Annotated in this window: 21 protein-coding genes and 1 pseudogene; 1 reads left to right on the top strand and 21 read right to left on the bottom strand. The window is 47.5% G+C overall.

The window, feature by feature from the left end; translation table 11 throughout:
- From FNY66_RS01750 to FNY66_RS01655, 20 genes and pseudogenes are all read right to left on the bottom strand, one after another.
- The coding region (locus FNY66_RS01750) for a hypothetical protein (RefSeq protein WP_150310107.1) at positions 1 to 2,125 on the bottom strand (2,125 nt) is incomplete at its 3' end.
- 190 nt (positions 2,126 to 2,315) lie between these two features.
- Positions 2,316 to 2,750, bottom strand: a complete 435-nt coding sequence (locus FNY66_RS01745; protein ID WP_150310106.1) for an acyl-CoA thioesterase — start codon at positions 2,748 to 2,750, stop codon at positions 2,316 to 2,318.
- A gap of 3 nt (positions 2,751 to 2,753) precedes the next feature.
- Positions 2,754 to 4,130, bottom strand: coding sequence for a DNA repair protein RadA (gene radA / locus FNY66_RS01740; RefSeq protein ID WP_150310105.1), 1,377 nt, complete (start codon positions 4,128 to 4,130; stop codon positions 2,754 to 2,756).
- 94 nt (positions 4,131 to 4,224) lie between these two features.
- Complete coding sequence (locus FNY66_RS01735) at positions 4,225 to 4,638, bottom strand: endosialidase (RefSeq protein WP_150310104.1); 414 nt, start codon at positions 4,636 to 4,638, stop codon at positions 4,225 to 4,227.
- 106 nt (positions 4,639 to 4,744) lie between these two features.
- Positions 4,745 to 7,177: an ATP-dependent Clp protease ATP-binding subunit gene (locus FNY66_RS01730; protein WP_150310103.1), complete on the bottom strand. Its 2,433-nt coding sequence runs from the start codon at positions 7,175 to 7,177 to the stop codon at positions 4,745 to 4,747.
- Positions 7,178 to 7,248: 71 nt separating this feature from the next.
- On the bottom strand, positions 7,249 to 7,617 hold the full coding sequence (locus tag FNY66_RS01725; protein WP_087152241.1) for a GntR family transcriptional regulator: 369 nt from the start codon (positions 7,615 to 7,617) through the stop codon (positions 7,249 to 7,251).
- 502 nt (positions 7,618 to 8,119) lie between these two features.
- Positions 8,120 to 9,445 carry a sensor histidine kinase gene (locus FNY66_RS01720; protein ID WP_150310102.1) on the bottom strand — a complete coding sequence of 442 codons (1,326 nt, stop codon included), beginning with the start codon at positions 9,443 to 9,445 and terminating at the stop codon, positions 8,120 to 8,122.
- Positions 9,442 to 10,116: a winged helix-turn-helix domain-containing protein gene (locus tag FNY66_RS01715; RefSeq protein WP_087150267.1), complete on the bottom strand. Its 675-nt coding sequence runs from the start codon at positions 10,114 to 10,116 to the stop codon at positions 9,442 to 9,444. The genes FNY66_RS01720 and FNY66_RS01715 overlap by 4 nt, the downstream gene beginning before the upstream one ends.
- A gap of 106 nt (positions 10,117 to 10,222) precedes the next feature.
- Positions 10,223 to 10,891 (bottom strand): phosphate signaling complex protein PhoU, encoded by a 669-nt coding sequence (gene phoU, locus FNY66_RS01710; protein WP_087150266.1) that lies wholly within the window; start codon positions 10,889 to 10,891, stop codon positions 10,223 to 10,225.
- 3 nt (positions 10,892 to 10,894) lie between these two features.
- Complete coding sequence (gene pstB / locus FNY66_RS01705; protein WP_229409412.1) at positions 10,895 to 11,644, bottom strand: phosphate ABC transporter ATP-binding protein PstB; 750 nt, start codon at positions 11,642 to 11,644, stop codon at positions 10,895 to 10,897.
- A gap of 16 nt (positions 11,645 to 11,660) precedes the next feature.
- Positions 11,661 to 12,521, bottom strand: coding sequence for a phosphate ABC transporter permease PstA (gene pstA, locus FNY66_RS01700; RefSeq protein WP_150310121.1), 861 nt, complete (start codon positions 12,519 to 12,521; stop codon positions 11,661 to 11,663).
- Positions 12,522 to 12,537: 16 nt separating this feature from the next.
- On the bottom strand, positions 12,538 to 13,431 hold the full coding sequence (gene pstC / locus FNY66_RS01695; protein ID WP_150310100.1) for a phosphate ABC transporter permease subunit PstC: 894 nt from the start codon (positions 13,429 to 13,431) through the stop codon (positions 12,538 to 12,540).
- A 143-nt stretch (positions 13,432 to 13,574) separates the two neighbouring features.
- Positions 13,575 to 14,492: a substrate-binding domain-containing protein gene (locus FNY66_RS01690; protein ID WP_150310099.1), complete on the bottom strand. Its 918-nt coding sequence runs from the start codon at positions 14,490 to 14,492 to the stop codon at positions 13,575 to 13,577.
- 235 nt (positions 14,493 to 14,727) lie between these two features.
- A complete protein-coding gene (phnX, locus tag FNY66_RS01685; RefSeq protein WP_087150262.1) occupies positions 14,728 to 15,501 on the bottom strand; it encodes a phosphonoacetaldehyde hydrolase in 774 nt (257 codons plus the stop codon).
- Positions 15,488 to 15,670 (bottom strand): annotated as a pseudogene (locus FNY66_RS01680) (2-aminoethylphosphonate--pyruvate transaminase); the annotation flags it as partial. The gene phnX and the pseudogene FNY66_RS01680, both read right to left, overlap by 14 nt.
- 305 nt (positions 15,671 to 15,975) lie before the next feature.
- A complete protein-coding gene (locus FNY66_RS01675) occupies positions 15,976 to 16,866 on the bottom strand; it encodes a MurR/RpiR family transcriptional regulator (protein ID WP_087150261.1) in 891 nt (296 codons plus the stop codon).
- A gap of 155 nt (positions 16,867 to 17,021) precedes the next feature.
- The gene (locus tag FNY66_RS01670; RefSeq protein WP_150310098.1) at positions 17,022 to 17,702 is read right to left on the bottom strand and encodes a hypothetical protein; all 681 of its coding nucleotides are present in this window, start codon (positions 17,700 to 17,702) and stop codon (positions 17,022 to 17,024) included.
- Positions 17,703 to 17,714: 12 nt separating this feature from the next.
- The gene (gene glmS / locus FNY66_RS01665; RefSeq protein WP_087150259.1) at positions 17,715 to 19,553 is read right to left on the bottom strand and encodes a glutamine--fructose-6-phosphate transaminase (isomerizing); all 1,839 of its coding nucleotides are present in this window, start codon (positions 19,551 to 19,553) and stop codon (positions 17,715 to 17,717) included.
- A 191-nt stretch (positions 19,554 to 19,744) separates the two neighbouring features.
- On the bottom strand, positions 19,745 to 20,101 hold the full coding sequence (locus FNY66_RS01660) for a SpoVA/SpoVAEb family sporulation membrane protein (RefSeq protein ID WP_087150258.1): 357 nt from the start codon (positions 20,099 to 20,101) through the stop codon (positions 19,745 to 19,747).
- Between the two features lie 27 nt (positions 20,102 to 20,128).
- Complete coding sequence (locus tag FNY66_RS01655) at positions 20,129 to 21,184, bottom strand: stage V sporulation protein AD (protein ID WP_150310097.1); 1,056 nt, start codon at positions 21,182 to 21,184, stop codon at positions 20,129 to 20,131.
- A gap of 189 nt (positions 21,185 to 21,373) precedes the next feature.
- Between FNY66_RS01655 and FNY66_RS01650 the strand changes: the two genes are divergently transcribed.
- Positions 21,374 to 21,835, top strand: a complete 462-nt coding sequence (locus FNY66_RS01650; RefSeq protein ID WP_087150256.1) for a SpoVA/SpoVAEb family sporulation membrane protein — start codon at positions 21,374 to 21,376, stop codon at positions 21,833 to 21,835.
- A gap of 31 nt (positions 21,836 to 21,866) precedes the next feature.
- On the opposite strand, the gene FNY66_RS01645 is transcribed toward FNY66_RS01650, so the two are convergent.
- A complete protein-coding gene (locus FNY66_RS01645) occupies positions 21,867 to 23,675 on the bottom strand; it encodes a glycoside hydrolase family 2 protein (RefSeq protein ID WP_150310096.1) in 1,809 nt (602 codons plus the stop codon).
- Positions 23,676 to 23,774: the final 99 nt, after the last annotated feature.

Here is a 23,774-nt window from a genome sequence, read left to right as displayed (position 1 = left end):
GATCATCACACTCTTCTTTAATATATGTAAGATCATCCTTTGTAACATTACCGGATTCAATGGTAAGTTTTTTCACGTCTTCTGCGGTAATCCCCGACGACTCTATCGCCGCCTGAAGGCTCTCGCCCTCTGCAGATATTCCGTTAACCGAAGCGAAGACAACCGCCTCTGCTTTCTCCTCGAATGTGATATTGAGCGTTACTCTCAGTTCAGCCTGATTTTTCACCTGACCAAAGTCGTACGTATATACAACAGGTGTTCCATTTGCATATCCGCTCAGCATATTGCCTTCCAGAATCCCGCCGCTTACAATCGTCACCTTTGCAGGATCGATTCCCGGAAGCAGCGTCGTCAGATCCACGCTTTCTCCCGCCACTTCAAAATCAAGGACAGTTTCTGATAAATAGAGCCGGGTTTTTGCTGTTTTATAGCCAATACTCATGGCATAAATCGGGCTTCCCTCAAGTTTTATCGTTTGAAGGTCATTATTTACTTCCAGATTTAGTGTCGACAGCTTTGTATTCTGTGCACAAAGCGTCATCAACTTCAGATTTTGACTAAGATCCAGACTGCTTACCGCCGTGCCATCACACTCCAGCCTTAAAAGTTTCGGATTATTTCTGACGTCAATGCTGCTGATCAGTGTATTGTTGCATTCAAGCCGCTCTAAAACCGGGCAATTCGTAACATTCAGACTGCTGATCTTCGTGTCATCACAGAATAAAAATTTTAATGCCGTCAGGTTTGTAACATCCAGCTCCGCAATGTCTGTAGAATAGCACGACAAAGTCTCAAGTTTTACATTTGCGCTTACATCCAGTTCCGTAATCCCGGTATTATAACAGTGAAGACTGGTCAGGTTCGTAAAATATTCAATTCCTTTTAAGCTTTTTACGTCAGTTTTATCAACCACCTTAACACTCTTTACTGCATCAAGCTCCGCCTGAGAGAGAGACTGATCCCCGTCTTTGTCAAACTGATCCTCCACATATGCACGGAACGTTTCATCTGGGAAATTCTCTGCATTGATTGCAAGTCCCTCTTCCACAATTGTAAGATTCAGAGTTACTGTAAACTGGACTGATGATTCAGCCTCTTCCGCATCATACGCATGATATTTGTAAATAACCGGAGTTCCTTCTTCGTAGCCGCTCAGAACAGTGCCGTCTAATTGTCCTCCGCTGACAATCTCAACTTTCTCTGCATCAACTCCCGGAAGTTTTTCTTCTAGATCAAAAGAAGATGATGGCACTTCAAGGTCAACTTCTGTACTTTCAGGGAAAGTTGAAGAAAGCAGCAAATCGCCCCTCTCACCCAGAGATACTGTATAGAGCGGATTTCCCTTACATTTTAACGTTAAAACCTTTGTTCCGCTCACATCCAGCGTGCTCAGGTTTGCATTCTCCACCTCAAGGACAGTGAGCTTTGGATTAGAAGATAAATCCAGTTCACTGATCTCTGTACCTCCGCAATACAGATTCTGCAGATTTGCCTGCCCGCTCACATCAAGGCTGCTGATATTGGTATTACTGCAGTTCAGATTTGACACCGTGGTCTGATTTGTCAGATCCAGTGTTTTGATTCCCGTATTCTGACAGAAAATTCGTGTCAAAGCCGGATTCTTTGACAGATCCAGTTCTGAGAGGTTCGTATCATAGCATTCCAGAATCATCAGTTTCTGATTTTCACTTAAATCCAGCGCCTCAATCTGAGTATCAAAACAATATAGTTGCTGCAGTTTAGAGTTCTTGCTGACATCAAGTTTTGCCACCTGAGTCTTTGCGCAATTTAAATTACCCAACTCCGGATTCCCTGTTACATCTATCGCCGTCACACCAGAATTTTTACAGTTCAATATCGTCATGGAAGTGAAATACTGAATTCCGGTCAAATCCTGAATGTCATGCCTATTTTCGATTTTGACCGATATAACTTTTTCAATTTCTTCCGGTGACAGAACTCCATCACCGTCTTTATCAAATCTCCCTGACACATACTCTCTGAACGCTTCATCCGGAAAGTTTTCCGAATTAACCTCAATATTTTCTTCCACGCTCTTAGTATCGTTTACAGCTACTGCGTTTTCTCCCTTCTCTTTTTTGAGTATTATGAAAATCTCAGGCATAGTCTTTTACCTGACATAATACACTTACTGTCAGCACCTTTTGGCTAAAGCTCCATTCATTTAGGTATTTTATACAATTTTTTTCTAATTCCGTACATCTTTTTATAAAAAATACCATATACTCCGCGCTTAGAGTTTGCATTTTCAACTATTTTTTTATCATTTTCAGTCTAAATTGATATTTCGCCGATCACGATTTATACTCGTCAATTTCTTCAAAATATTTTTGCATCACATCGGAAAACTCTTTCATTTCTTTGTTCATCATCACAGGTCTTCCATCTTTATTCAGGAAACAGTGCCTTGTCGTTCCTACTGCACTTAAAACACCGTCCTCTGACATGTTATAGATATCATATCTCAATGTGAACTTAACCTTTCCGAACTCCTGCAGGCTGACAACGATCTTCACTTCGTCGTCGAATTTCACGCTCTTTTTGTACTCACACTCCGCATGGAGCACCGGGCTGATATATCCCATTTCCTCAAAACGCCGGTAAGGATACCCCATCTGGCTCAGCATGTCGATACGCGCCTCTTCCATCCACCGGATATAGTTGGCATGATGGATGATACCCATCTGGTCAGTTTCATAGTATCTTGCTTTTAACATATAAGGTTTCATACTCTAAATCTCCTTTACTGCGTCTCCGATATTTTTCACACCGATCAGCCTGATCCCCCTGATGCCTTTTACCATCTTAAGGGAGACTTCCGGCAGGATACAAGTCTTAAATCCCAGCTTCTTTGCCTCTGCAACCCTCTGCTCCGGCATATTGACTGCGCGTACCTCACCGCTCAAACCGACCTCGCCGAAGACGATCGTTTTCTCATCTATCGGCCGGTTCCTGAAGCTTGATACGATAGCCATCACGATCCCGAGATCGATAGCCGGCTCGTTCATGCGGATTCCCCCGGCAATGTTGACGTACGCGTCGGCATTACCGAGCGCCATCCCTAGCCGCTTTTCCAGGACAGCCATAAGCAGGTTGACACGGTTGTAGTCAGTTCCTGCAGCTGTCCTTCTCGGCATCCCGAAGTTGCTCTGACATACAAGCGCCTGGATTTCTATCAGGATAGGACGAGTTCCCTCTATGGAACATGCCACCACAGAACCTGAGGCGTTCTCCGGCCGTCCGCTCAACATATATTCTGACGGATTCTCCACTTCTGCCAGTCCTTCCTGCCTCATTTCAAAGACACCGATTTCATTAGTAGAGCCGAAACGGTTCTTCACCGCACGAAGAATCCGGTATGAAGCATGCCTGTCACCTTCAAAATATAATACTGTGTCCACCATATGTTCCAGCACTCTCGGCCCGGCAACTGTTCCTTCTTTCGTCACATGTCCCACAATAAAAATCGGAATGCACAATCCTTTTGCAAGCTGCAGAAAAATATTAGTCGACTCTCTGACTTGTGAGACACTGCCCGGCGCCGAAGCGACATCATCACTGTACATCGTCTGTATCGAATCGATAATGACAAGCTGTGGACGCTCTTTCTCGATCACCCCGCGTATAATGTCCAGGTTTGTCTCGCACAGGAGATACAGATTGGATGTAAAGTCTCCCATTCGATTTGCGCGGAGCTTAATCTGTGCCTGTGACTCCTCCCCGGAAATATAAAGGACCTTCTTCGTCTCTGCGAGCACGCGGCAGACCTGAAGGAGAAGGGTTGATTTACCGATTCCCGGATCACCGCCCACGAGCACCAGCGAACCGGGCACAATCCCTCCGCCGAGCACGCGGTCCAGTTCGTGGATTCCGGTTTTACATCTTGTCTCGTCATCGGCTGTCACCTCAGTGAGGGGTACAACCTTCGCCTCCCGCACGGATTCCCTTACTGCACGTGATCCTGCTGTTGTTCCTCTCGTAATCCCGCTGTCGGTCTTTTCCTCAACAAATGTATTCCACTCCCCGCATGCAGGGCACTGACCAAGCCACTTGGCCTCCTCGTGTCCGCAGTTCTGACAGAAGAATATACTCTTTTTCCCTTTTGCCATATTACCTACCCTTTTCTGATTGTCTTTAAAGTCCGCTCTTCACAGGCGTATAACTCAAAACAGGGTGGACACATCATCCACCCCGCCATATATATCAGCACTTTACTACTTTTACCGCTGCATTCTGATCTGCTGAGAGTTCCACACTGACGCTGAGCTTGCCGCTCAGGTTTGTACTCATCTTTCCTGAAGAGATCCCGTCAATAAGTACTTCGTACTCGCTTTCCGGTTCCAGTTCAAGAGTAAACTGTACGTCGCCCTGTGCAGAAACCGTAAATGCGACTTCATCTGCCGTCGCCTTAAAATTCTCTACAGCACTTCCCGGCACAGATTCGTATACAAACATCCCATTCTTCTCGAGCTTTGTAATCTCCGCAAATGTCTTTACTTTGTAAATATCACCCTCAAATTCAAAGTTGTCTTTCTTTGTCTTTGCAGGGAGTGTGTAATCACCGAAACTGAGTGTCCCGTCGCTTTCTGCCCGCAACAATTCTTTTACCGATGCCATCTGTGTTTCCTCCTAAGTATCTCTTATAAGTATTTTATTGTACAATGCCTACGGCATTACTGTTATCGATATTATAATATAAACCCGTTGTTTTTTCTACCGGAACTTATTTTGTAATAAAACGTATTTCTTTCTTCGACGTACCGACATCCACATAGTCGCCCGCCTTTACTTCGCCGTTCAGGATTGCATCCGCCAGCTTATCTTCCAGTTCGGTCTGAAGCGCACGTCTCAACGGCCTTGCACCATACTTCGCATCAGTGCCTTTCTCCACGATCAGGTTCTTAGCCGACTCGCGCAGCGTCAGATGGATATCGAGCTGTTCTTCCAGCCGTTTTGTGAAATCACGGCACAGCAGAGTCACGATCTTCTTCATATGAGACTTGTCGAGAGCATGGAATACGATCGTCTCATCGATACGATTTAAGAACTCCGGACGGAAGATCATCTTCACTTCATCCATCACATTCTGTTTCATCCGCTTGTAGTCCCCGGCAGGATCTTCTTTCGTCGCAAATCCCAGTTTCTTTGGTTCCACGATTGCTTTCGCTCCTGCATTTGAAGTCATGATGATGACCGTATTAGAAAAATCGACTTTTCTCCCCTGGGAATCTGTAATATGCCCGTCATCCAGCACCTGAAGCAGGATATTAAACACATCAGGATGAGCTTTCTCGATCTCGTCAAACAGAACGACCGAATAAGGGTGTGTCCTCACCTGGTCGCTGAGCTGTCCGCCCTCCTCGTGTCCCACATACCCCGGAGGTGACCCGATCATCTTTGCAACAGAATGTTTCTCCATATACTCAGACATATCTACGCGGATCATAGACTCCTCATTGCCGAACAGCGCCTCCGCCAGTGCTTTTGACAGCTCTGTCTTGCCTACGCCTGTCGGGCCGAGGAAAAGGAACGACCCGATCGGACGGCGCGGGTCTTTTAACCCTACGCGGCCTCTCTTGACAGCCCTCGCCACTGCATTGACCGCCTCGTCCTGACCGATAACACGCTTGTGAAGAACATTTTCCAGTTTCTTCAGACGGTCCGCATCACTCTCCGCCAATCGCTGTACAGGCACTTTTGTCCATGCGGAAACAACCTCCGCAATGTCTTCCTCTGTCACGCGCGGATGATGAGAAGATGATTTCTTCCGGAAACGTTTCTTTATTTCTTCAAGCTTCTTCTCTGCCTGTTCCTGCTCCTTCTGCACAAGAGAAGCCTCTGTAAAATCTCCTCTTCGAATGCACTCCTCTTTCTGGCGTGAAAGTTCTTTGAGTGAATCTTCCAGCGCCGTCAGATTGTCTGGCACCTTATACTCTTTCAGGCTGACTTTTGAACACGCTTCATCCAGGACATCAATCGCTTTATCCGGAAGGTTGCGGTCCGTAATATAGCGTTCCGACATCTGCACCGCGGCTTCCAGGGCTTTCTCCCCAATCACTACTTTGTGGTGAGATTCGTATTTATCCTTCAGACCGCCAAGGATCTCAAGGCACTGCTCTTTTGTCGGCTCCTCTACCGATACCGGCTGGAAACGACGTTCCAGGGCAGCATCTTTTTCAATATATTTACGATACTCGGCGATCGTCGTCGCTCCGATAAGCTGCAATTCTCCTCTCGCAAGCGACGGTTTGAGGATGCTGGATGCGTCTATGGCCCCCTCTGCACCGCCTGCGCCGATCATTGTGTGTATTTCATCGAGAAACAGGATCACATTTCCACTTGCTTCTACCTCGGCGATGAGCCCTTTCATGCGCTCTTCAAACTCTCCGCGGTATTTAGATCCTGCGATCAGTCCGGGAAGATCAAGTGTACAGATTCTCTTGTCCTTCATTTTCTCCGGGACAATGCCTGATGCGATCCTCTGTGCAAGTCCCTCGATGATCGCTGTCTTTCCCACGCCCGGCTCTCCGACCAGACACGGGTTGTTTTTCGTTCTCCTGCTCAATATCTGCATGAGACGGTACATTTCCTCATCTCTTCCGACTACCGGATCGAGTTTTCCTTCTGCGGCTTTTTCTGTCATATCCGTACAGAACTGATCCATCATGGAACGCGCGCTTTTTCCGTCCTCCTGGATCTCATCCTGATATTCTTTTGGATCTATCCCTGCAGCAGCCATAATATCCTGAAAGATCTTCTGAAGATTAATATTCAGAGTGATCAGGATCCGGGTGGCTACGCAGTCCACATCCCGGATCATCGACAGCAGCAGATGTTCGGTTCCCACTTCCGCTGTATGAAGTCGGTGTGCCTCTTTGCCGCTGTTTTCCAAGAGGTCCTGATATCTCGGGCTCTCGGCCGGTCTGCTTTTTACCGGTGCATCTGTCTGCGGCACGATCAGTTCATCCATCAGCTGATAGATTTTCTCTTCCTCGACGTCGTTTCGCGCAAGGATCTGACCCGCCACTCCCGAATACTCCTGGCGCAGTCCAAGAAGGAGATGCTCGGTTCCTATATACGGATGCTGCATCTCCCGGGCTTTCTTCGCCGCATATTTGATGGCATTCTCAGCCTGCTTTGTATATGATATGTGCATAAATTCCTCCTGCTTTTCTTCATCAGATATACATTCTATGATGTGGCATTCCCTCTCGTCAGCGGTCCTGCTCACTCATAATCATCGAATATCTCATCTACCAGGTCGTGTACTTCCTGGCGGGAAATATTCTTACAGCAGCCCCGCGCAAGCACGATTTTTAATTCACGCCGCATCTCTTCGAGCTGCTCCATCTTGTCTATATCAAGGGCGATCACTGCTCCGCGCCTCTTGTCAAGACTGATGTACCCCTCTCTTTTCAACACGCTGTATGCTTTATTTACCGTGTGCATATTCACCCCGATCGTATCCGCAAGCTGCCTCACCGAAGGCAGGGAATCCCCCTCATGGATCACGGATGTCGCGATTCCCATAATAATCTGGTTACAGAGCTGTATATAGATTGCCTCATCACTATCAAAATCAACTTCTATGATCATAGTAAGCTCCTTTCTCTGGCGTGTTATAGATATGATAGCACAGCAGCCCTGCCCTGGCAAGAGGAAACAATTCGGGTTTGTTAAATGGTCAACGCTGTAATAATAAGAATATGCGAATTGAATAATGGACACAGAAAAGGAAATCTAGTTAACTACGTCCTGATTTCGATCCTTCTGTTTGGAATTCGGAGTTGTCGGGACAATATCAAACTGCAGCAGAAAGCGAAATTCTGCTGATTGGATAGGTCCGCATAAAAACAAAAGGATACATAAGCCATACATCAGCATGGAGCGTTCCGAAAAGCATTCGTTCTGGATGTTAGACGGAGACAAATGGAGTCCCGTTGGACGAACATTTGATTCCGGCATTACATCCATTCGAATCTTTGAGGAGAAGCGAGCTGGTATGGCGCTGTATCCTTTTGTTTTTATGCGTCCTCTATTCAATCATGTACATTTTATATTCTGGCGAGAGTTGCATATCTCCTTGACAAGCCAGAATTTATCCTTTTCCCTTAGGAAACTGCATCTCAATCCGTGTTCCCCGCCCCGGTGTACTGTGCACAGTAACTTTTGCACCATGCAGAAGCGCACCGTGTTTAACGATGGAAAGACCCAGACCAGTCCCGCCGCGCTCTTTGGAGTGACTCTTATCCACACGGTAAAAGCGTTCAAAGATTCTCTCGTGATGTTCTTTCGGAATGCCGATTCCCGTATCCGTTACAGTCACTTTCGGGCCATTGAGTGTATCACCTACCCAGACAGATACCCGTCCATTCTCGTTGTTGTACTTCACGGCATTTTCACAGACATTGTAGATCATCTCATCGAGTATCTGACGGATACCGAAATATTTCACTGATTCGCCTGTCACTTCCATTCGGACATTCTTCTGGGATGCCTGAGGTGAAAGACGGCTGACTATCTCACGGATCAGATCATAGAGATCTACATCTTCCTTCTCCAGCTCTACTGATTCTTCGTCCAGTTTTGACAGTTTAATAATATCCTCCACAAGCGTGATGAGCCTCCGTGCTTCTTTATAGATCCGTTCAGAGAAAAGAGGGATATCCTGCGGACGTACCATACCGTTTTTCATAATCTCTGCATACCCGGATATGGAAGTGAGCGGAGTCTTCAATTCGTGCGATACATTCGCAGAAAATTCTTTTCGCATATTTGATACCGCCTCTTTTTCCTTATTCTGGCGGTCCATTGCTTCGAGAAACGGAGTAAGCTCTTCATATGTCTCGTTATCCAGAGGGTGCTCAAGATCTAATTCATAGATTGGTCTTACCAGCCTCTTTGTCTGCCATTTTGCGAGATAATAAGCCAGGATCAGCATAACCGCCGCAACTCCTGCCATGACAGGGAGATTGCCCAGAGCGGTTCTGACCAGGCCATCCATAGACTTAGATGCCCGCAGCACCGTCCCGTCATCGAGCAGAAGAGCATAATAATACATCTCATGCCCTACCGTATCCGACAATCTGACATCCTCACCCTCACCATTCTCAAGCGCTTCCTGCACTTCTTTTCTTCCGCTGTGATTTTCAAGTGTACTGCTGTCCCTGCGCGTATCATAGAGAACATCCCCGTTCTCATCAATCTGTGTGACGCGCGTGGTCCAGTCTACTCCGTCCATCTCCTCGAGATATTGTGCTCCGGATATATTGATCGCAGCCTGGATATACTTTGCCTCCTGCCTGACCTCCGATTCAAGTGTTGACAGGTTGGTGTTATATGTGATCAATGTTAATATAATATAAGAAAGAAGCAGGGTGACAGCGAGCACCATCACCATACTTCTCTGAATCTTCTTTCTCATGCAGCTCCTCCGACCCGGTATCCGACCCCCCGTACTGTCTGTATGATTTCTCCTTTTTCTCCGAGTTTCTGTCGCAGTGTTCTGATATGAACATCAACTGTTCTCGTCTCGCCGTCAAAATCATAGCCCCAGATCTCTGTCAGCAGCTGGTCTCTTGTCAGCACAATCCCCTGATTGCGCATCAGTTTTTCCAGAAGTTCAAACTCTTTAAGTGTAAGCGAGATTTCTTTGCCGTCCACCGTAACTTCATGTTTCTTCACATCTACATGGACTCCGGAAGTCTCCATGTCCATCCGGTCTTCCACTTTTCCGCTGCGCCGAAGCACTGCTTTGATACGAGAGACAAGTTCCATCATGCCAAAAGGTTTTGTCACATAGTCATCTGCTCCGGAATCCAGCCCGACCACCTTATCGTACTCTGAACCTTTTGCAGTCACCATGATCACCGGGATCCCCTTGGTCTTGGAAGAGGATTTCAGTTTCTTCAGCAATTCCAGTCCGTCGTCGCCGGGGAGCATGATATCAAGCAAAATAAGCTCCGGCGTATCAAACGCCAGAGCCTCCATAAAAGCAGAACCGTCTGCAAACCCTCTGGCTTTAAGCCCGGTTGTCTCCAATGTATATATTACAAGTTCGCGGATATTATCGTCGTCTTCCACGCAATATATCATCTTTTCAGTTCTCCTTCATTTCTATATTTAATAAAAGATCCGTATTTTAAATTAATCTTTATCTGCCGGAACGAACATTTCTGCCCTGCCGGCAATGCACTGCGCATCAGCCTTCGTGAATAATTGCGCTGTCTTTGTGTACACCTGTGATAGAAAACTCTACCCACTCGGCAATATTTGTGGCATGGTCGCCAATACGTTCAAGATATTTGGTCACCATGATCAGGTCGAAGATTCTCTTGCCGTTTTCACCTTTTTCTTCTTTGATAAAGTCGATCATCTCATCGCGGACTTCCTCGAAATACTGATCAATCTCATCGTCAGCCTTCATAACGCTCTGTGCCAGCTCAAGATCTCTGTTTACATAAGCCGTCACACTGTTGCGAACCATCTTGCTGACTTCTGACGCCATTGTACCGATTACGTGAATCTCATCTGTGGCCGCAACACCTTTTGAGGAAATGATAATCTCGGCAATATCGGACGTCTGGTCTCCGATACGCTCCATATCTGTGATCATCTTAAGCGCCGCTGAAATTCTTCTGAGGTCCTTTGCAACCGGCTGCTGCTGAAGCAGAAGCTTTAAGCACAGTCTCTCAATATCTTTCTCGATCTGGTCGATCTCTTCATCCTCTGAGATAATGATCTTTGCCTGCTCGATGCTGCCGTCTTTGAGGGCCTGTGTAGCCTTTGCGATCGCAGTCTCGCAGAGTTCTCCCATATGTGTAAGCTGCTCGTCAAGCGAGTGCAGCTGCTCATCAAACTTATTACGCATAATTTAGCCGAACCTCCCTGTGATATAGTCTTCTGTTCTCTTATCAGACGGTATGGAGAACAATTTCTCCGTATCGTTGTACTCTACAACTTCTCCGAGCAGGAAGAACGCCGTATTGTCAGATACACGGACTGCCTGCTGCATGTTATGTGTAACCATGACTATAGTATAGTCTTTTTTCAGTTCCATCGCAAGGTCTTCGATCTTGGATGTGGAGATCGGGTCAAGGGCAGATGTAGGCTCATCCATAAGAAGGACCTCCGGTTCTACTGCAAGTGCTCTTGCAATGCAGAGCCTCTGCTGCTGTCCGCCTGACATACCCAGTGCACTTGTCTTAAGACGATCTTTACATTCATCCCAGATAGCGGCATTACGCAGTGATTTCTCAACGATATCATCCAGTTTAGCCTTGGAACGGATACCATGTGTCCTCGGTCCGAATGCAATATTATCATAAATGCTCATCGGGAACGGATTCGGTTTCTGGAATACCATTCCGACACGTTTTCTTAACATATTTACGTCCATACCCTTGAAGATATTCTCACCGTCCAGAAGAATCTCGCCATCGATGCGGCATCCCTCCACAAGGTCGTTCATACGGTTAATGGATTTCAGGAGAGTAGATTTACCGCAGCCGGAAGGTCCGATGAAAGCGGTGATCTTATTTGCTTCAATCTCAAGATTTACATTCTTCAGGGCTTTGAAATCACCGTAATATAAATCCAGATTCTTTATACTTAACTTAGACATTTCCTTTCCCTTTCTTTTACGCTTTCGTAAGTTTTCTCGCAATAAAGCTTGACAGTGCATTGATGCCTACTACAAGTACAAGCAGGATCACTGCTGTTGCATACGCCTGATCCATGTAGAGACCCTCGCTGGAGAGGACATACATGTGGAGCGCCAGTGTACGTCCGGATCCCATGATACTGTCCGGGATCTGTGCTACGGTTCCGGATGTGTACATCAGGGCCGCTGTCTCGCCGACGATACGTCCGATGGCGAGGATCACACCTGCGAGCACGCCCGGAATCGCGGACGGCAGTACGATGCGGAACACGGTACGCAGTTTGCCGGCGCCCAGTCCGAAGCTTCCTTCACGGTAGGAATCGGGAACTGCTTTCAGCGCTTCCTCTGTGGTCCTCATGATCAGCGGAAGGATCATGATCGCGATGGTAAATGCGCCGGCCAGAAGGGAGAATCCCCAATCCAGCGTATTTACGAAGAACAGCATACCAAAGAGGCCGTACACGATAGACGGGATTCCCTGAAGCGTCTCTGTCGTAAGCCGGATGACCTCGACAAATTTATTGCCTCTCTTCGCGTACTCTACAAGGAAGATCGCGGAGAAGATTCCGAAAGGCACTGCAATAAGAAGGGATAACAGCGTCATAACAATTGTATTTACGAAAGCCGGTACAACCGAAGCATTCTCGGAACTGTATTCCAGAGAGAAAAGCGACGGTGTGATGTGCGGCACGCCGTTGATCAGTATGTAGGCGATCAGGAAGATCAGCACGGCAAATGTAATGATCGACGCCAGCATCACGAGCAGCATCACGATAAATGAACCCGGATGCTTCAGATAAGTCTTCAGCTTATCCCCCATCGTTGTCTTATTAACCATTGTTTTTCCTGTCTGATTACTCATGATCCGCCCCCCTCTTAAGTAATGCTACGCTTAAGTTGATGATCAGGATGAATACAAAGAGCACAACGCCGGTTGCGATCAGGGCTTCACGGTGAAGTCCGGTCGCGTACCCCATCTCAATTACGATATTTCCGGTAAGGGTACGTATACCTTCAAGTATGCTTCCTGTCAGACGCGCCTGGTTTCCGACGATCATGATGACCGCCATTGTCTCACCGATGGCGCGGCCGATCCCGAGGACGATGCCTGCGATCACACCTGATTTAGCTGCCGGGATGATCACGCGGAAGATGCTTCTCTCTTTTGTCGCTCCCAGTGCGAGCGAGCCTTCATAATAATGAGAAGGAACTGCGCGCATCGCGCTCTCTGTCGTTCCGATGATGGTCGGCAGGATCATCATGCCGAGGATCAGGGAAGCTGTCAGGATGCTGTTTCCGTTTCCCGGGTTCTTTACAAGATTTGCTTTATATAATACGGTTCCGAACTCGCGGATCAGCGGCACGACTACCACCAGTCCGAAGAAACCGTAGATAACCGAAGGGATTCCGGCAAGCAGCTCTGTCGCCGCTTTCAGTGGTTTGTAGATCTGCTTCGGGCAGTACATTGCCATGAAGACAGAAGTCAGGATTCCGATCGGCACTCCGAATATGATCGCGCCCGCGGTCACATAGAGACTTCCTACGATCATCGGAAGGATTCCGAACTGCTCACTGTTCGGACGCCAGATCTCTCCTGTCAGAAATTTGATAAATCCGATTTCTCTCATTGCAGGGATACCATTTGCGAACAGGAAGATGCAAATGAGCGCTACCGCCAGCACGGATGCACACGCGGCTACGAAAAATACTCCCTGCATGAATTTCTCAGTCCATGCTTTTGATTTCATTTTTTCCTCCTAATGAGCCGGGAAGACATGCCTTATATCTGCCCGGCTCATGATTTAAAAGCGGAAATCTTTTACTTCAAGGATTCCTCTGTGTGTAATTTCTATCAGTTCAGCACGCTCAGCCCTATGACTGAACTTTTACCTTAGATCGCATCCCATGTTGTAACGTCGCCAAGGTAGATGTTCTTAACCTGATCAGAAGACAGATCGTCTGTCGGGTTGTTCTGATTTACGATAACTGCGATACCGTCTGTAGCGATCACTGTACCTGTAAGCTCAGCTGCTTCCTCGTCTTTCAGCTCTCTGGACGCCATACCGATGTCGTAGCTTCCCTCGATCGTAGATGTCATACCTGTTGTGGAATCAGATGTCTGAAGCTCGATTTTTGCATTCGGGTTAACTGCTTCATATGCCTCGATCAGTTTCTCCATCAGCGGTGTTACGGAAGAGGAACCTCCTACTACACAGCTTCCTTCCGGAGCTTCTCCTGCATAAGCCTCAACCTCAGCTACCGGGATGTATCCTTCGTCAGCTACAACCTGCTGTCCTTCTGTGCTCATGATGAATGCCATGAAGTCTGTTGCTACCGGGTTGTCAAGATCCGGCTTTACAGCTACATTGAACGGTCTGGATACTTTGTAAGTTCCGTTCTCGATGTTCTCTGCTGTGGCATCAACTCCGTCAATCTTAACAGCCTTTACAAGAGACTCATCAAGAGATCCGAGAGAGATATAACCGATTGCGTATTCATTCTCAGATACAGTTGTCATCATAACGGATGTGCTGTTTGTAGTCTGGGCGTCCAGAGTGATCATATCGTTGTCTTCCTCGTCCACAACACCGAACAGCTCTGTGAAGGCTCCTCTTGTACCTGATCCTTCCTCACGTGTTACAGCTGTGATCATATTTGCAGCATCCCAGCTTCCGGACTCGCCGCCGTCTTCTGTTGTTGCCGCATCTCCTTCAGCAGATGTGTCATCTGAGCTGCTTCCGCATCCAGCCGCCATGGCAGCTACCATTGATACTGTTGCTAAAATTGCGATAAACTTTTTCATTTTCATGTTCGATAATCTCCTTTTTCAATTCAGATTATTATGTACTGCGCATCTTTGTCTGCGCCGCCGCGGTTCGTTCTCTCCCGTCGACGCTATTCATCATAAAAGAGGAATGTAAAATGTAAAATCAAGTCTATGTTAAATCTATGTAAAGTCGGAAAAAGCTCTGATTTGCGCCTTTTCGCACAATCCAGAGCTTTTCTGTCCGCATTTTATTGTCTAAAATATATAATTCATTTCATTAACCTAACAGGAATTCTCCCAAATCTTCTATAGTATAAAACACCTTATCCGCACCCGCTTCTATAAATCTGTCAGCAACTTCTGCACATTTTTTTTCTCTCTCATCCTGCGTAAGCGCTTCATACTCCTCAAGAGTCAGTCCCATCTCAGAACTTCCGACCACAATACCGGCAGACCAGACACCTGCGTTCTTCCCCTCTTTGATATCAGATACTGTGTCGCCCACTTTCAGCACGCGGCGCACCTTTTTAATTCCGAGTGCTTCGATATTACGGAAGATCATATATGGATACGGACGGCCTTTCTGTCCGGTGGAATCAGGACTGAACCATACATCCGGCTCATACCCTTTTTCCTTCGCCGCAGGAACAACAATATCCATCATCTTATCATTATAGCCTGTAGTGGAACCGATTCTGATACCGTTTCTTTTCAAACGGTTCACAGTCTCCACTACCCCCGGCTTCGGATCCGCATAGAGATGCAGTATACTTAAAAGTTTCTCTTCAAAAATCTCATATAATGCCTGCGCCTCTTCTTCTCCCGGCTCTTTTCCGTACTTTTCCACCCAGAGTTCTTTAATACGTTCCATTTTTAGCATGGTACGGATATGGTCAATTTTGAGCATCCCCATGGGTTCACGCACTTCTTCCATAGTCGGTTCGATGCCATACTGCCTGAAAACTTCTACAAACGCCTGTACCGGCGCCATGCATCCGAAATCTACCGTAGTTCCCGCCCAGTCAAAAATTACTGCCTTAATTTTCTTCATGATTGTACTCCTCCAGAAATTCTTTTATGATCGCACATACTTTCTCAATATCCTCCGGATATATCTCTCCGATATTTCCGATTCGGAATGTCTCGGCCTCTGTCACTTTGCCCGGGTAGATCGCATATCCTCTGTCCTTGATGTACTCATACATCTGTGAGAATGTAAAGTGACATCCTCGATATTGAGGCTGATGTCGGTGAGAACCGGCGTGCCATCATAACTTTTCTTTACATTTTTCAACTCAAGCATAATACTTAACTCCTCTTCTTCACTATAGATCAGTAAAGCTCCTTGCAGCCCCCTTCCGGCGGCCCGCATGAAAGATTATAACTGTATTTTTCGCAGTGTATCTATCAAGAAAAATTCAAGCCTCTGTAAAGAAAATGTAAACTTTACAGAGGCTTAACATACTTTAAGATGTAGAGAATCTACTAACAGTTCAGCTGTCAGGAATGGCGCTGACCGGACTGTTTACCGTCTTGTCCGGCCGTCATACGCTTTATTCCGCACAACTTTCTCGCATTTATTCAGTTGTTCTACATAGTGTTCATAGTCCGAGGAAATCAGTCCCATATATATCATGTCAACGATCTGGATCTGCGTTGACCTGGAGAAGATCGCATTGCCGTAGAAATGCTGATCCTGACTGGTACAGATCAGGATGTCCGCATATCTGGCGATCGTAGAGTCCTTGAAGTTCGTGATCGCGACCGTACATGCTCCGGAGCGCTTGGCCGCTTTCATGGCATCCACTGTATCCTTCGATTCACCGGAATAGGATATCCCCACCGCCACATCCTGGTCAGTCAGACGGCCTGCTGCTATCTGCTGCAGATAACAGTCTGTAAAGTGACGGCAGGGCAGCCCCAGATACAGAAGCTTGGTCAGCAGATCCACTGCCGTGACCTCAGAGTTTTCTACTCCGTAGATATCGATCAGACGGGCATTTTTCAGTGCCTCGATCACTCTTTTGTATATCTTTCCAGAAAAGTTTTTAAGCGTTTCCTCCAGCATCCGCTCCGTCGTCATCGTAATATTGACCGGGATTTCCTCCAGTCCGTCCTTCTTATCCAGTGTATACCCGTACATAAGCTGGGGCTGTCCGTCATTTTCCGCGCTTTCGCCGGATTTGGCAAGTTCGGCGACGAGCTGGTAGCGGAAGTCCTTATATCCTTTATATCCCAGAGATTTGAGCATCCTGAGTATTGTAGGCTGACTGACGCCTGCCGCCCTTGCCAGCCGGTCGATCGGCTCGTCCGCCACCTGTTCCAGATGTTCCAGGATGTAATCCGCCGCCTGTTTCTCGGAACGTCGAAGATCAGCATAACCGGATTCAATCTGTTTTGTAATACTGTTTTTCATTGTTATGTTTCACTTTCCGGAGATCGTCTGTTGCCCTGCACAACACGTGTATAAAGCAGAAGGCAGGTGTAGATAATCTACAGAATTCTCTCCTCGTTTCTCTTAGCTGAATGTAAAACTATTATAACAGATGAAAAAATCCGGCGGCTGCCGGATTATGTTAAATGTTTGTAAAACCGCCGGGCTGCCCACCTCAGGAATTCCAGCAGTTCCTTCAGATCAAATACTCTGAGGTCTTCCACTGCTTTTGCAGGAACATTTCTATATTCCTTCAGATCCAAGAGGACCTTATCTATTCCGGAGAAGTCTGCTTCCTCTATCTTCGGATCACGATCCGCCGACAGCTCCTCCGGCAGATGAAATTTCTCACAGAGCCAGGTATTCATCCTCGTATAATCTCCGTAATAATATTCCTCCGAGAGATACTTTTCAAGCGGCAGGGACTCCCCTGTTTTCTTCAGTCTCACCCGGCTCACATCACCTTTAAATTCTGTAGTATTCCCATGCCGGTCATAATACCCGGCAACACACGGCAGATAGTCCTGAAGGAACGCCTTATCAATATACAGATGATAATAATATCCCAGATACAGCGGATCTTCCAGCTGTTCCCGGTACTTTCTTCGAAATTCTCCCGGTCTCGGCCATACGATCATGCGATCCAGGTACTCCGGGTCATAAAAATGGGATGCCGGCTTTGAGCTGCCGGCATCCGGTAAAAGATTTCCCACATAAAAATCATTCTGCATCCCGCAGTCGCTGCACAGAGAGTCATCTGCCGAAAACAGATCCAGCAGCATACGCGCAGAAGTCAGATGTAATATATATCCCGGCATTGTCGTTTCCTTCTATTCCACTGTCACCGATTTCGCCAGATTTCTCGGTTTATCCACATCAAGACCTTTCGCCACGCTTACATAATATCCCATCAGCTGGAGCGGCACGATCGCAAGACTCGTAGTGAAATACTCGTCTGTCTTCGGTACATACACTGAAAAATCAGCTGTATCTTCTATATTGTAATTACCATATGTTGTAAGTCCCATCAGATAAGCACCGCGGCTCTTGACTTCGACCATATTACTCAGCGTCTTCTCAAAGAGCGCGCTCTGCGTCAGGACTCCCACAACAAGGATTCCGTCCTCGACAAGGCTGATCGTTCCGTGTTTAAGCTCGCCAGCGGCATATGCCTCAGAATGAATGTAGCTGATCTCTTTCATCTTGAGACTGCCCTCCATACTGATCGCATAGTCGATACCTCTGCCAATGAAGAAAATATCTTTTGCATTTGCATATTTGCTTGCAAACCACTGGATCCTCTCTTTGTCGTCGAGTGTCTTCTGTATCTTTTCCGGGAGTGTTCCCATCTCCGCCAGAAGCCCCGCATAACGTTCGTCGTCAATCTTTCCTTTGATTTTTGCCGCCTGGACAGCAAGCAGGTACATGGCGATCAGCTGTGTACTGTAGGCCTTTGTAGTAGCGACAGAAATCTCCGGCCCTGCATAAGTATACAGAATATAATCACTCTCTCTTGCTATACTGGATCCCACTACATTTACAACCCCCAGCACCGGATGGCCTTTTTCTTTCGCCAGACGCAGCGCTGCAAGACTGTCCGCTGTCTCACCTGACTGGGAGATTACGACAACAAGAGAATCCGGCTCAAGGATCGGATCACGGTACCGGAATTCCGATGCAAGATCCACTTCAACCGGAATTCCCGCCAGACTCTCCATCACATATCTGCCCGCAATTCCCACATGGTATGCTGAACCGCATGCTACGATATAGACTCTTTTAAGTCCCGCAAAGATTTCATCCGACAGTCCGGTCTCAGAGAAATCAATCGCACCTTCATGGACATATGCGCCGATCGTATCCTGTACCGCCTTCGGCTGCTCGTGGATCTCTTTCAGCATAAAATGCTCATATCCGCCTTTTTCCGCAGACTCGGCATCCCATTTGATCTCTACAATATCTTTACGGATTTCTTCTCTGTCAATGTTGTAAAAATGTACTTCCTCGCCTGTAAGTTCCGCAATCTCAAGATTTCCGATATAATATACATCTCTTGTCCTGTCAAGAATAGCCGGTACGTCAGATGCGATCAGACATCCTGTTTCACCTTTTCCTATTATAAGAGGGCTGTCTTTCCTTGCCGCAAAGAGCCTTCCCGGATGGTCATGGAACATCACGCCGAAAGCGTAGGATCCTCTGATACGGAGCATACTCCTTGTAAGAGCCTCCAGAGGGGTTCCGGTCTTCTTATAATAATAGTCGACCAGCTTCACGGCAATCTCTGTATCTGTCTGTGAATAAAATGTATATCCGGATTTGACCAGTTTGTCTTTGAGCTCCTGGTAATTCTCGATAATACCGTTATGTACCAGAACAACAGACTTATCGTCTGTGCAGTGGGGATGCGCGTTATTCTCGGAAGGTTCACCGTGTGTCGCCCAGCGGGTATGGCCGATACCGCAGGTGCCGAGCACACTTCTTCCGTTATCCGTCTTTTCTGCCAGTATATTGAGCCGTCCTTTTGCCTTGACGACAGAGATGTCCCCTGACGTCTCGTTGCGGACTGCGATCCCGGCAGAATCATATCCTCTGTATTCCAGCTTCGACAATCCTTCCAGAAGGATCGGCGCCGCCTGTTCTTCTCCTACATATCCGACAATTCCACACATATCTGTAATACCTCCTTTTGCCTTGACATATGATGCACTGCTTTTTCATTGAAAAGGGGAATAAAATCTTTCTCTGTATTTCTGAAAAATCCTATTCCCCCGGCTGCCTTGTTTATGATTATCATGCAGGTGAGCACCTGCAAATACGGAATTTATCATACCATTGCATATTTATGCTGTCAATATTTCTTTCATTTCTTCATTTTCGGTTCGAATATAAAGGATGCAATATATCCGAAAATCAAAGCCGCCGATATTCCCACTGCACTTGCTTTGAATCCGCCCATAAAGATACCGATAAATCCGTACTCGTCCACCGCTTCCTTTACACCCTGCCATAAAACATTGCCGAAACCGAGCAGCGGTACACTGGCGCCGGAACCGGCAAATTCCTGAAAGGGCTTATAGATCCCGCAGAATCCGAGCAGCGCTCCGGTACATACAAGGAGCACCATAACTCTTCCCGGCATCATTTTGGTGCGGTCGAGAAGGATCTGCACTGCCGCACAGATAAGTCCTCCTATAACAAATGCTGTTATATATTCCATCGTAAATGTCTCCCTTCAATGTATCCTTTATTCTGTCTCCGGACAATGTTCCAGTACGATTCCGTGAGCGATCCCGGGAACGCTGGCTCCCTCATTATAGCTTACCGTGGACATCAGAGCGCCTGTCGGGACGAAAAGCACCCGTTTCCATTCCCCGCTCTCGATCTTCGGGATGATAAAAGATGCCAGGGTGACCGCCGCACATCCACAGCCGCTCCCTCCCGCATGTGTATCCTGCGTTTCTCTGTCAAATATAGTCATCCCACAGTCGATATGCTTCTGTCTGATGTCATATCCTTTTCCTCTCACCAGATCAAACAGGATCGACTGTCCCACATAACCAAGATCTCCGGTAATGATTCGGTCATAATCTTTCTCACTTCTTCCCATGTCCTCAAAATTGCAGACTATCGTATCCATCGCCGCAGGCGCCATGCAGGCTCCCATATTCTGAGAATCTTTCAGCCCGTAATCCACGATCTTTCCTACTGTCACGCCCGCAATGCGCACATGTGAAATACGGGTAGTACTGACATCACGCTCCGGTTCTGCCGCGCGTACAAGGAATGCCCCGCTTCCAGTTACGGTCCAGTGAGCCGACAATGGCCGTTGACTGGCATATCCCAGAGGAAATCTGAATTCTTTTTCCGCGCTTCCGAAATGACTCGAGGTGACCGCAAGCATATACTCTCCATACCCCGCCGCGGCGCTCATTCCCGCAAGCGCAAGCGCCTCTCCCGAGGTGGAACATGCTCCGTACAGCCCGAACATCGGAATCTGCAGTGCCTCTACACCCATGGATGTAGCAATTCCCTGACGCAGCAGATCTCCCCCGAAGAGATACCGGATCTCGTCAGCTTTCACATGTGCTTTTCCGAGCGCAAGCACACATGCCTCTTTCTGCATCGTACTCTCTGCCTCTTCCCATGTCTGCGCGCCAAACAGATTGTCTTCGCTTGTCATGTCAAAAAGTTTTCCCAGCGGGCCTTCCGCCTCCTTGCTGCCTGTCACGGATGCCGCGCTCACGATATACGGGGCATTTTCAAACAACAGGCTCTGTTTTCCTTTTGTAATCTGGTTCATATCGATCTCCTCATTTCTTTCACTGTCTGATGATATTATCTGCATTTATAAGCAGAATATGCATAATGCCGGAGTCAAAAGCCCTCAACATCATTTGAAACAGATATTACGCGCATAATTTCCCTGAAAAGAAGAATACTAAAGAAATAAAAATTGCCGGTAAAAACCGGCAGTAAAGGAGATAACTCTATGGATAAGATACAGCGATTAAAACATGAAAAAGAATACGAAAAATATGTCAACGAGAAGACTCCCAGGCATAATGTCTGGCTCAACATGCTCAAGGCGTTTCTCCTTGGCGGCGCCATCTGCACGCTCGGCCAGATCATTTATCACTACTGTGAATTCCGGAATCTGAGCACCGACGAATGCAGCAGCTGGACCTCGCTTATGCTCGTTCTGTTCAGCGTACTGCTCACCGGCACCGGCATCTATCCGAGGCTGGCAAAATGGGGAGGAGCCGGCGCCCTTGTCCCTATCACCGGTTTTGCCAACTCCGTGGCTGCTCCTGCCATTGAATACAAGAAGGAAGGGCAGGTCTTCGGAATCGGCTGTAAGATCTTTACCATCGCAGGTCCCGTGATACTCTACGGAATCTTCACCAGCTGGGCTCTCGGATTTATATATTGGGTCTGGACATCAGTACAATAATATTCTGGTCACTGCTTCTTATAAAAGCGCATCAGAGTATTTTTCTGACTTCCCTGTCCCATGTATATACTCCGTTAATTTCTTCTTCGATATCCGTCCACTGGGTATACACACTGGCGCACAGCCCCTGAGGGATAAGTTTTTTGACTTTCTTCGTCAGTTCCCGGTACGCCCTTCCGAGGGCTTCCTTATCCCTGCACGCGCCATAACCGTACAGTTCCTCGCATGCACTGTGATCCGGCTCCCGGTATGTATGCCCTCCGATCTCCGATAACACTGCCGCACGCTCTTTCTCCGGCCGCACCTTTAATCTGAAAAAGTAGTTATGTACACTCTGCAGGTCTCCGCCTCCCTGATCAAACCATCCGCTTGCCGGGTCGATCAGCCGGTCCGGATCTGCCTCTCTTGCAATACGGGTGAGCTCTTTTGTCTGAAACTGTCCCCATCCCTCATTAAATATCACCCATGTACAGATACTGGGGTGTCCTTTCAGAAGACGGATCGTCTCTTTCATCTCACGCACAAATTCTGTCCTTCCGGTCCTCTCCCTCCTCGCAAGCAGCCACGGATGACTGTCCTTTATCTTTATATTCCGCCATGACATCACTGTTGCCAGATATGTCACAAACCAGTATCGGTAGGCTTCACCTCCGTTGACCATATCCTGCCATACTACGATTCCAAGCCGGTCACAGTGCCAGTACCACCTCTGAGGTTCGATCTTGATATGCTTTCGCACCATATTGAATCCACATCTCTTCATCTCTGTTATATCAAAGATCATTGCCTCATCCGATGGCGCTGTGTACAGCCCGTCCGGCCAGTAGCCCTGATCCAGGACTCCGTTCTGAAACTGTACTTCTCCGTTCATGCAGATGCGCGGAATCCCTTTTTCATCCTTTTCGACAGAAAATCTGCGCATGGCAAAGTAGCTCTCAGCCTGGTCTTCTCCCAGTGTCACAGTATAAAAATAGAGATAAGGTGTCTCACATGTCCAGAGCATAATATCCGGAATCGCAATCTCGATCCATTCACCTGCGGAGCCAATGGCTCTGCAGAGTATTTCTTCAGCCCCGGAGTATTCACATGAATCCGTATACAGCCCCGGTCTGTGAATCTGTACCTGTACCGGCAGACCTGAAGCTCTGTCTCCTTCCTGATGTCCGGAAGTCTTCACTTCTGTCCCTTCATATTTATTATTCTCCGCCGCCGTCACTCGGATACGGACAGTTCCTGCATCCGGATCAGTTACAGACTCGATCGTCTGTATATAAGTTTCCGGTACTTCCTCCATCCACACCGTCTGCCAGATTCCGCTCTGCGCAGTGTAAAACATACCGCCCCGCTCCAGCCGCTGCTTCCCTCTGGCATGGCAGGAAGTATCACTGAGATCTTTCACGGCGACGATCAGCTCATTTTCTCCATCCCTGACCAGCTGTGTAATATCTGCTTCAAAAGGGAGATATCCCCCTGTATGCCGCGCTGCCCGCTGCCCGTTTACATATACGGCACAGGCCTGATCCACTGCCCCGAAATGCAGGATCAGACGTCTGCCGCTCTTTCTGCCGTTCCATCCTTCGATAATAAAGATACGCCGATACCAGAGATACTCATCCGGCATCAGCTGCCTGGATACACCGGAGAGCACAGCCTCCGGCGAGAATGGGACAAGGATCTGTCCGTCGTATTTCTCCGGTATTTTGAATTCTCTTGTGAATGCGTAGTCCCAGTATCCATTCAGATTCGTATAACTGCTCCTTCTGAGCAGAGGACGCGGATACTCCGGAAGGACATTCTGTGGATCAAGTTCTCTTCCCCATCGGGTATATAGCTGTTTCATAAGCATTTTCCTCAATAATCTTAAAATTACATATTTGCAGGCTTTCTTATGTTTCTATTGTGCAGAATCACCCGGAAGATGTCAAGCGCGCTGACGGCC

This window comes from Mediterraneibacter catenae (genome assembly GCF_008691045.1).
GTDB classification, from domain to species: domain Bacteria; phylum Bacillota; class Clostridia; order Lachnospirales; family Lachnospiraceae; genus Mediterraneibacter; species Mediterraneibacter ornithocaccae.
The sequence above is the reverse complement of the archived record's forward strand: the minus strand, read 5'-3'. Positions and strand labels throughout refer to the sequence as shown.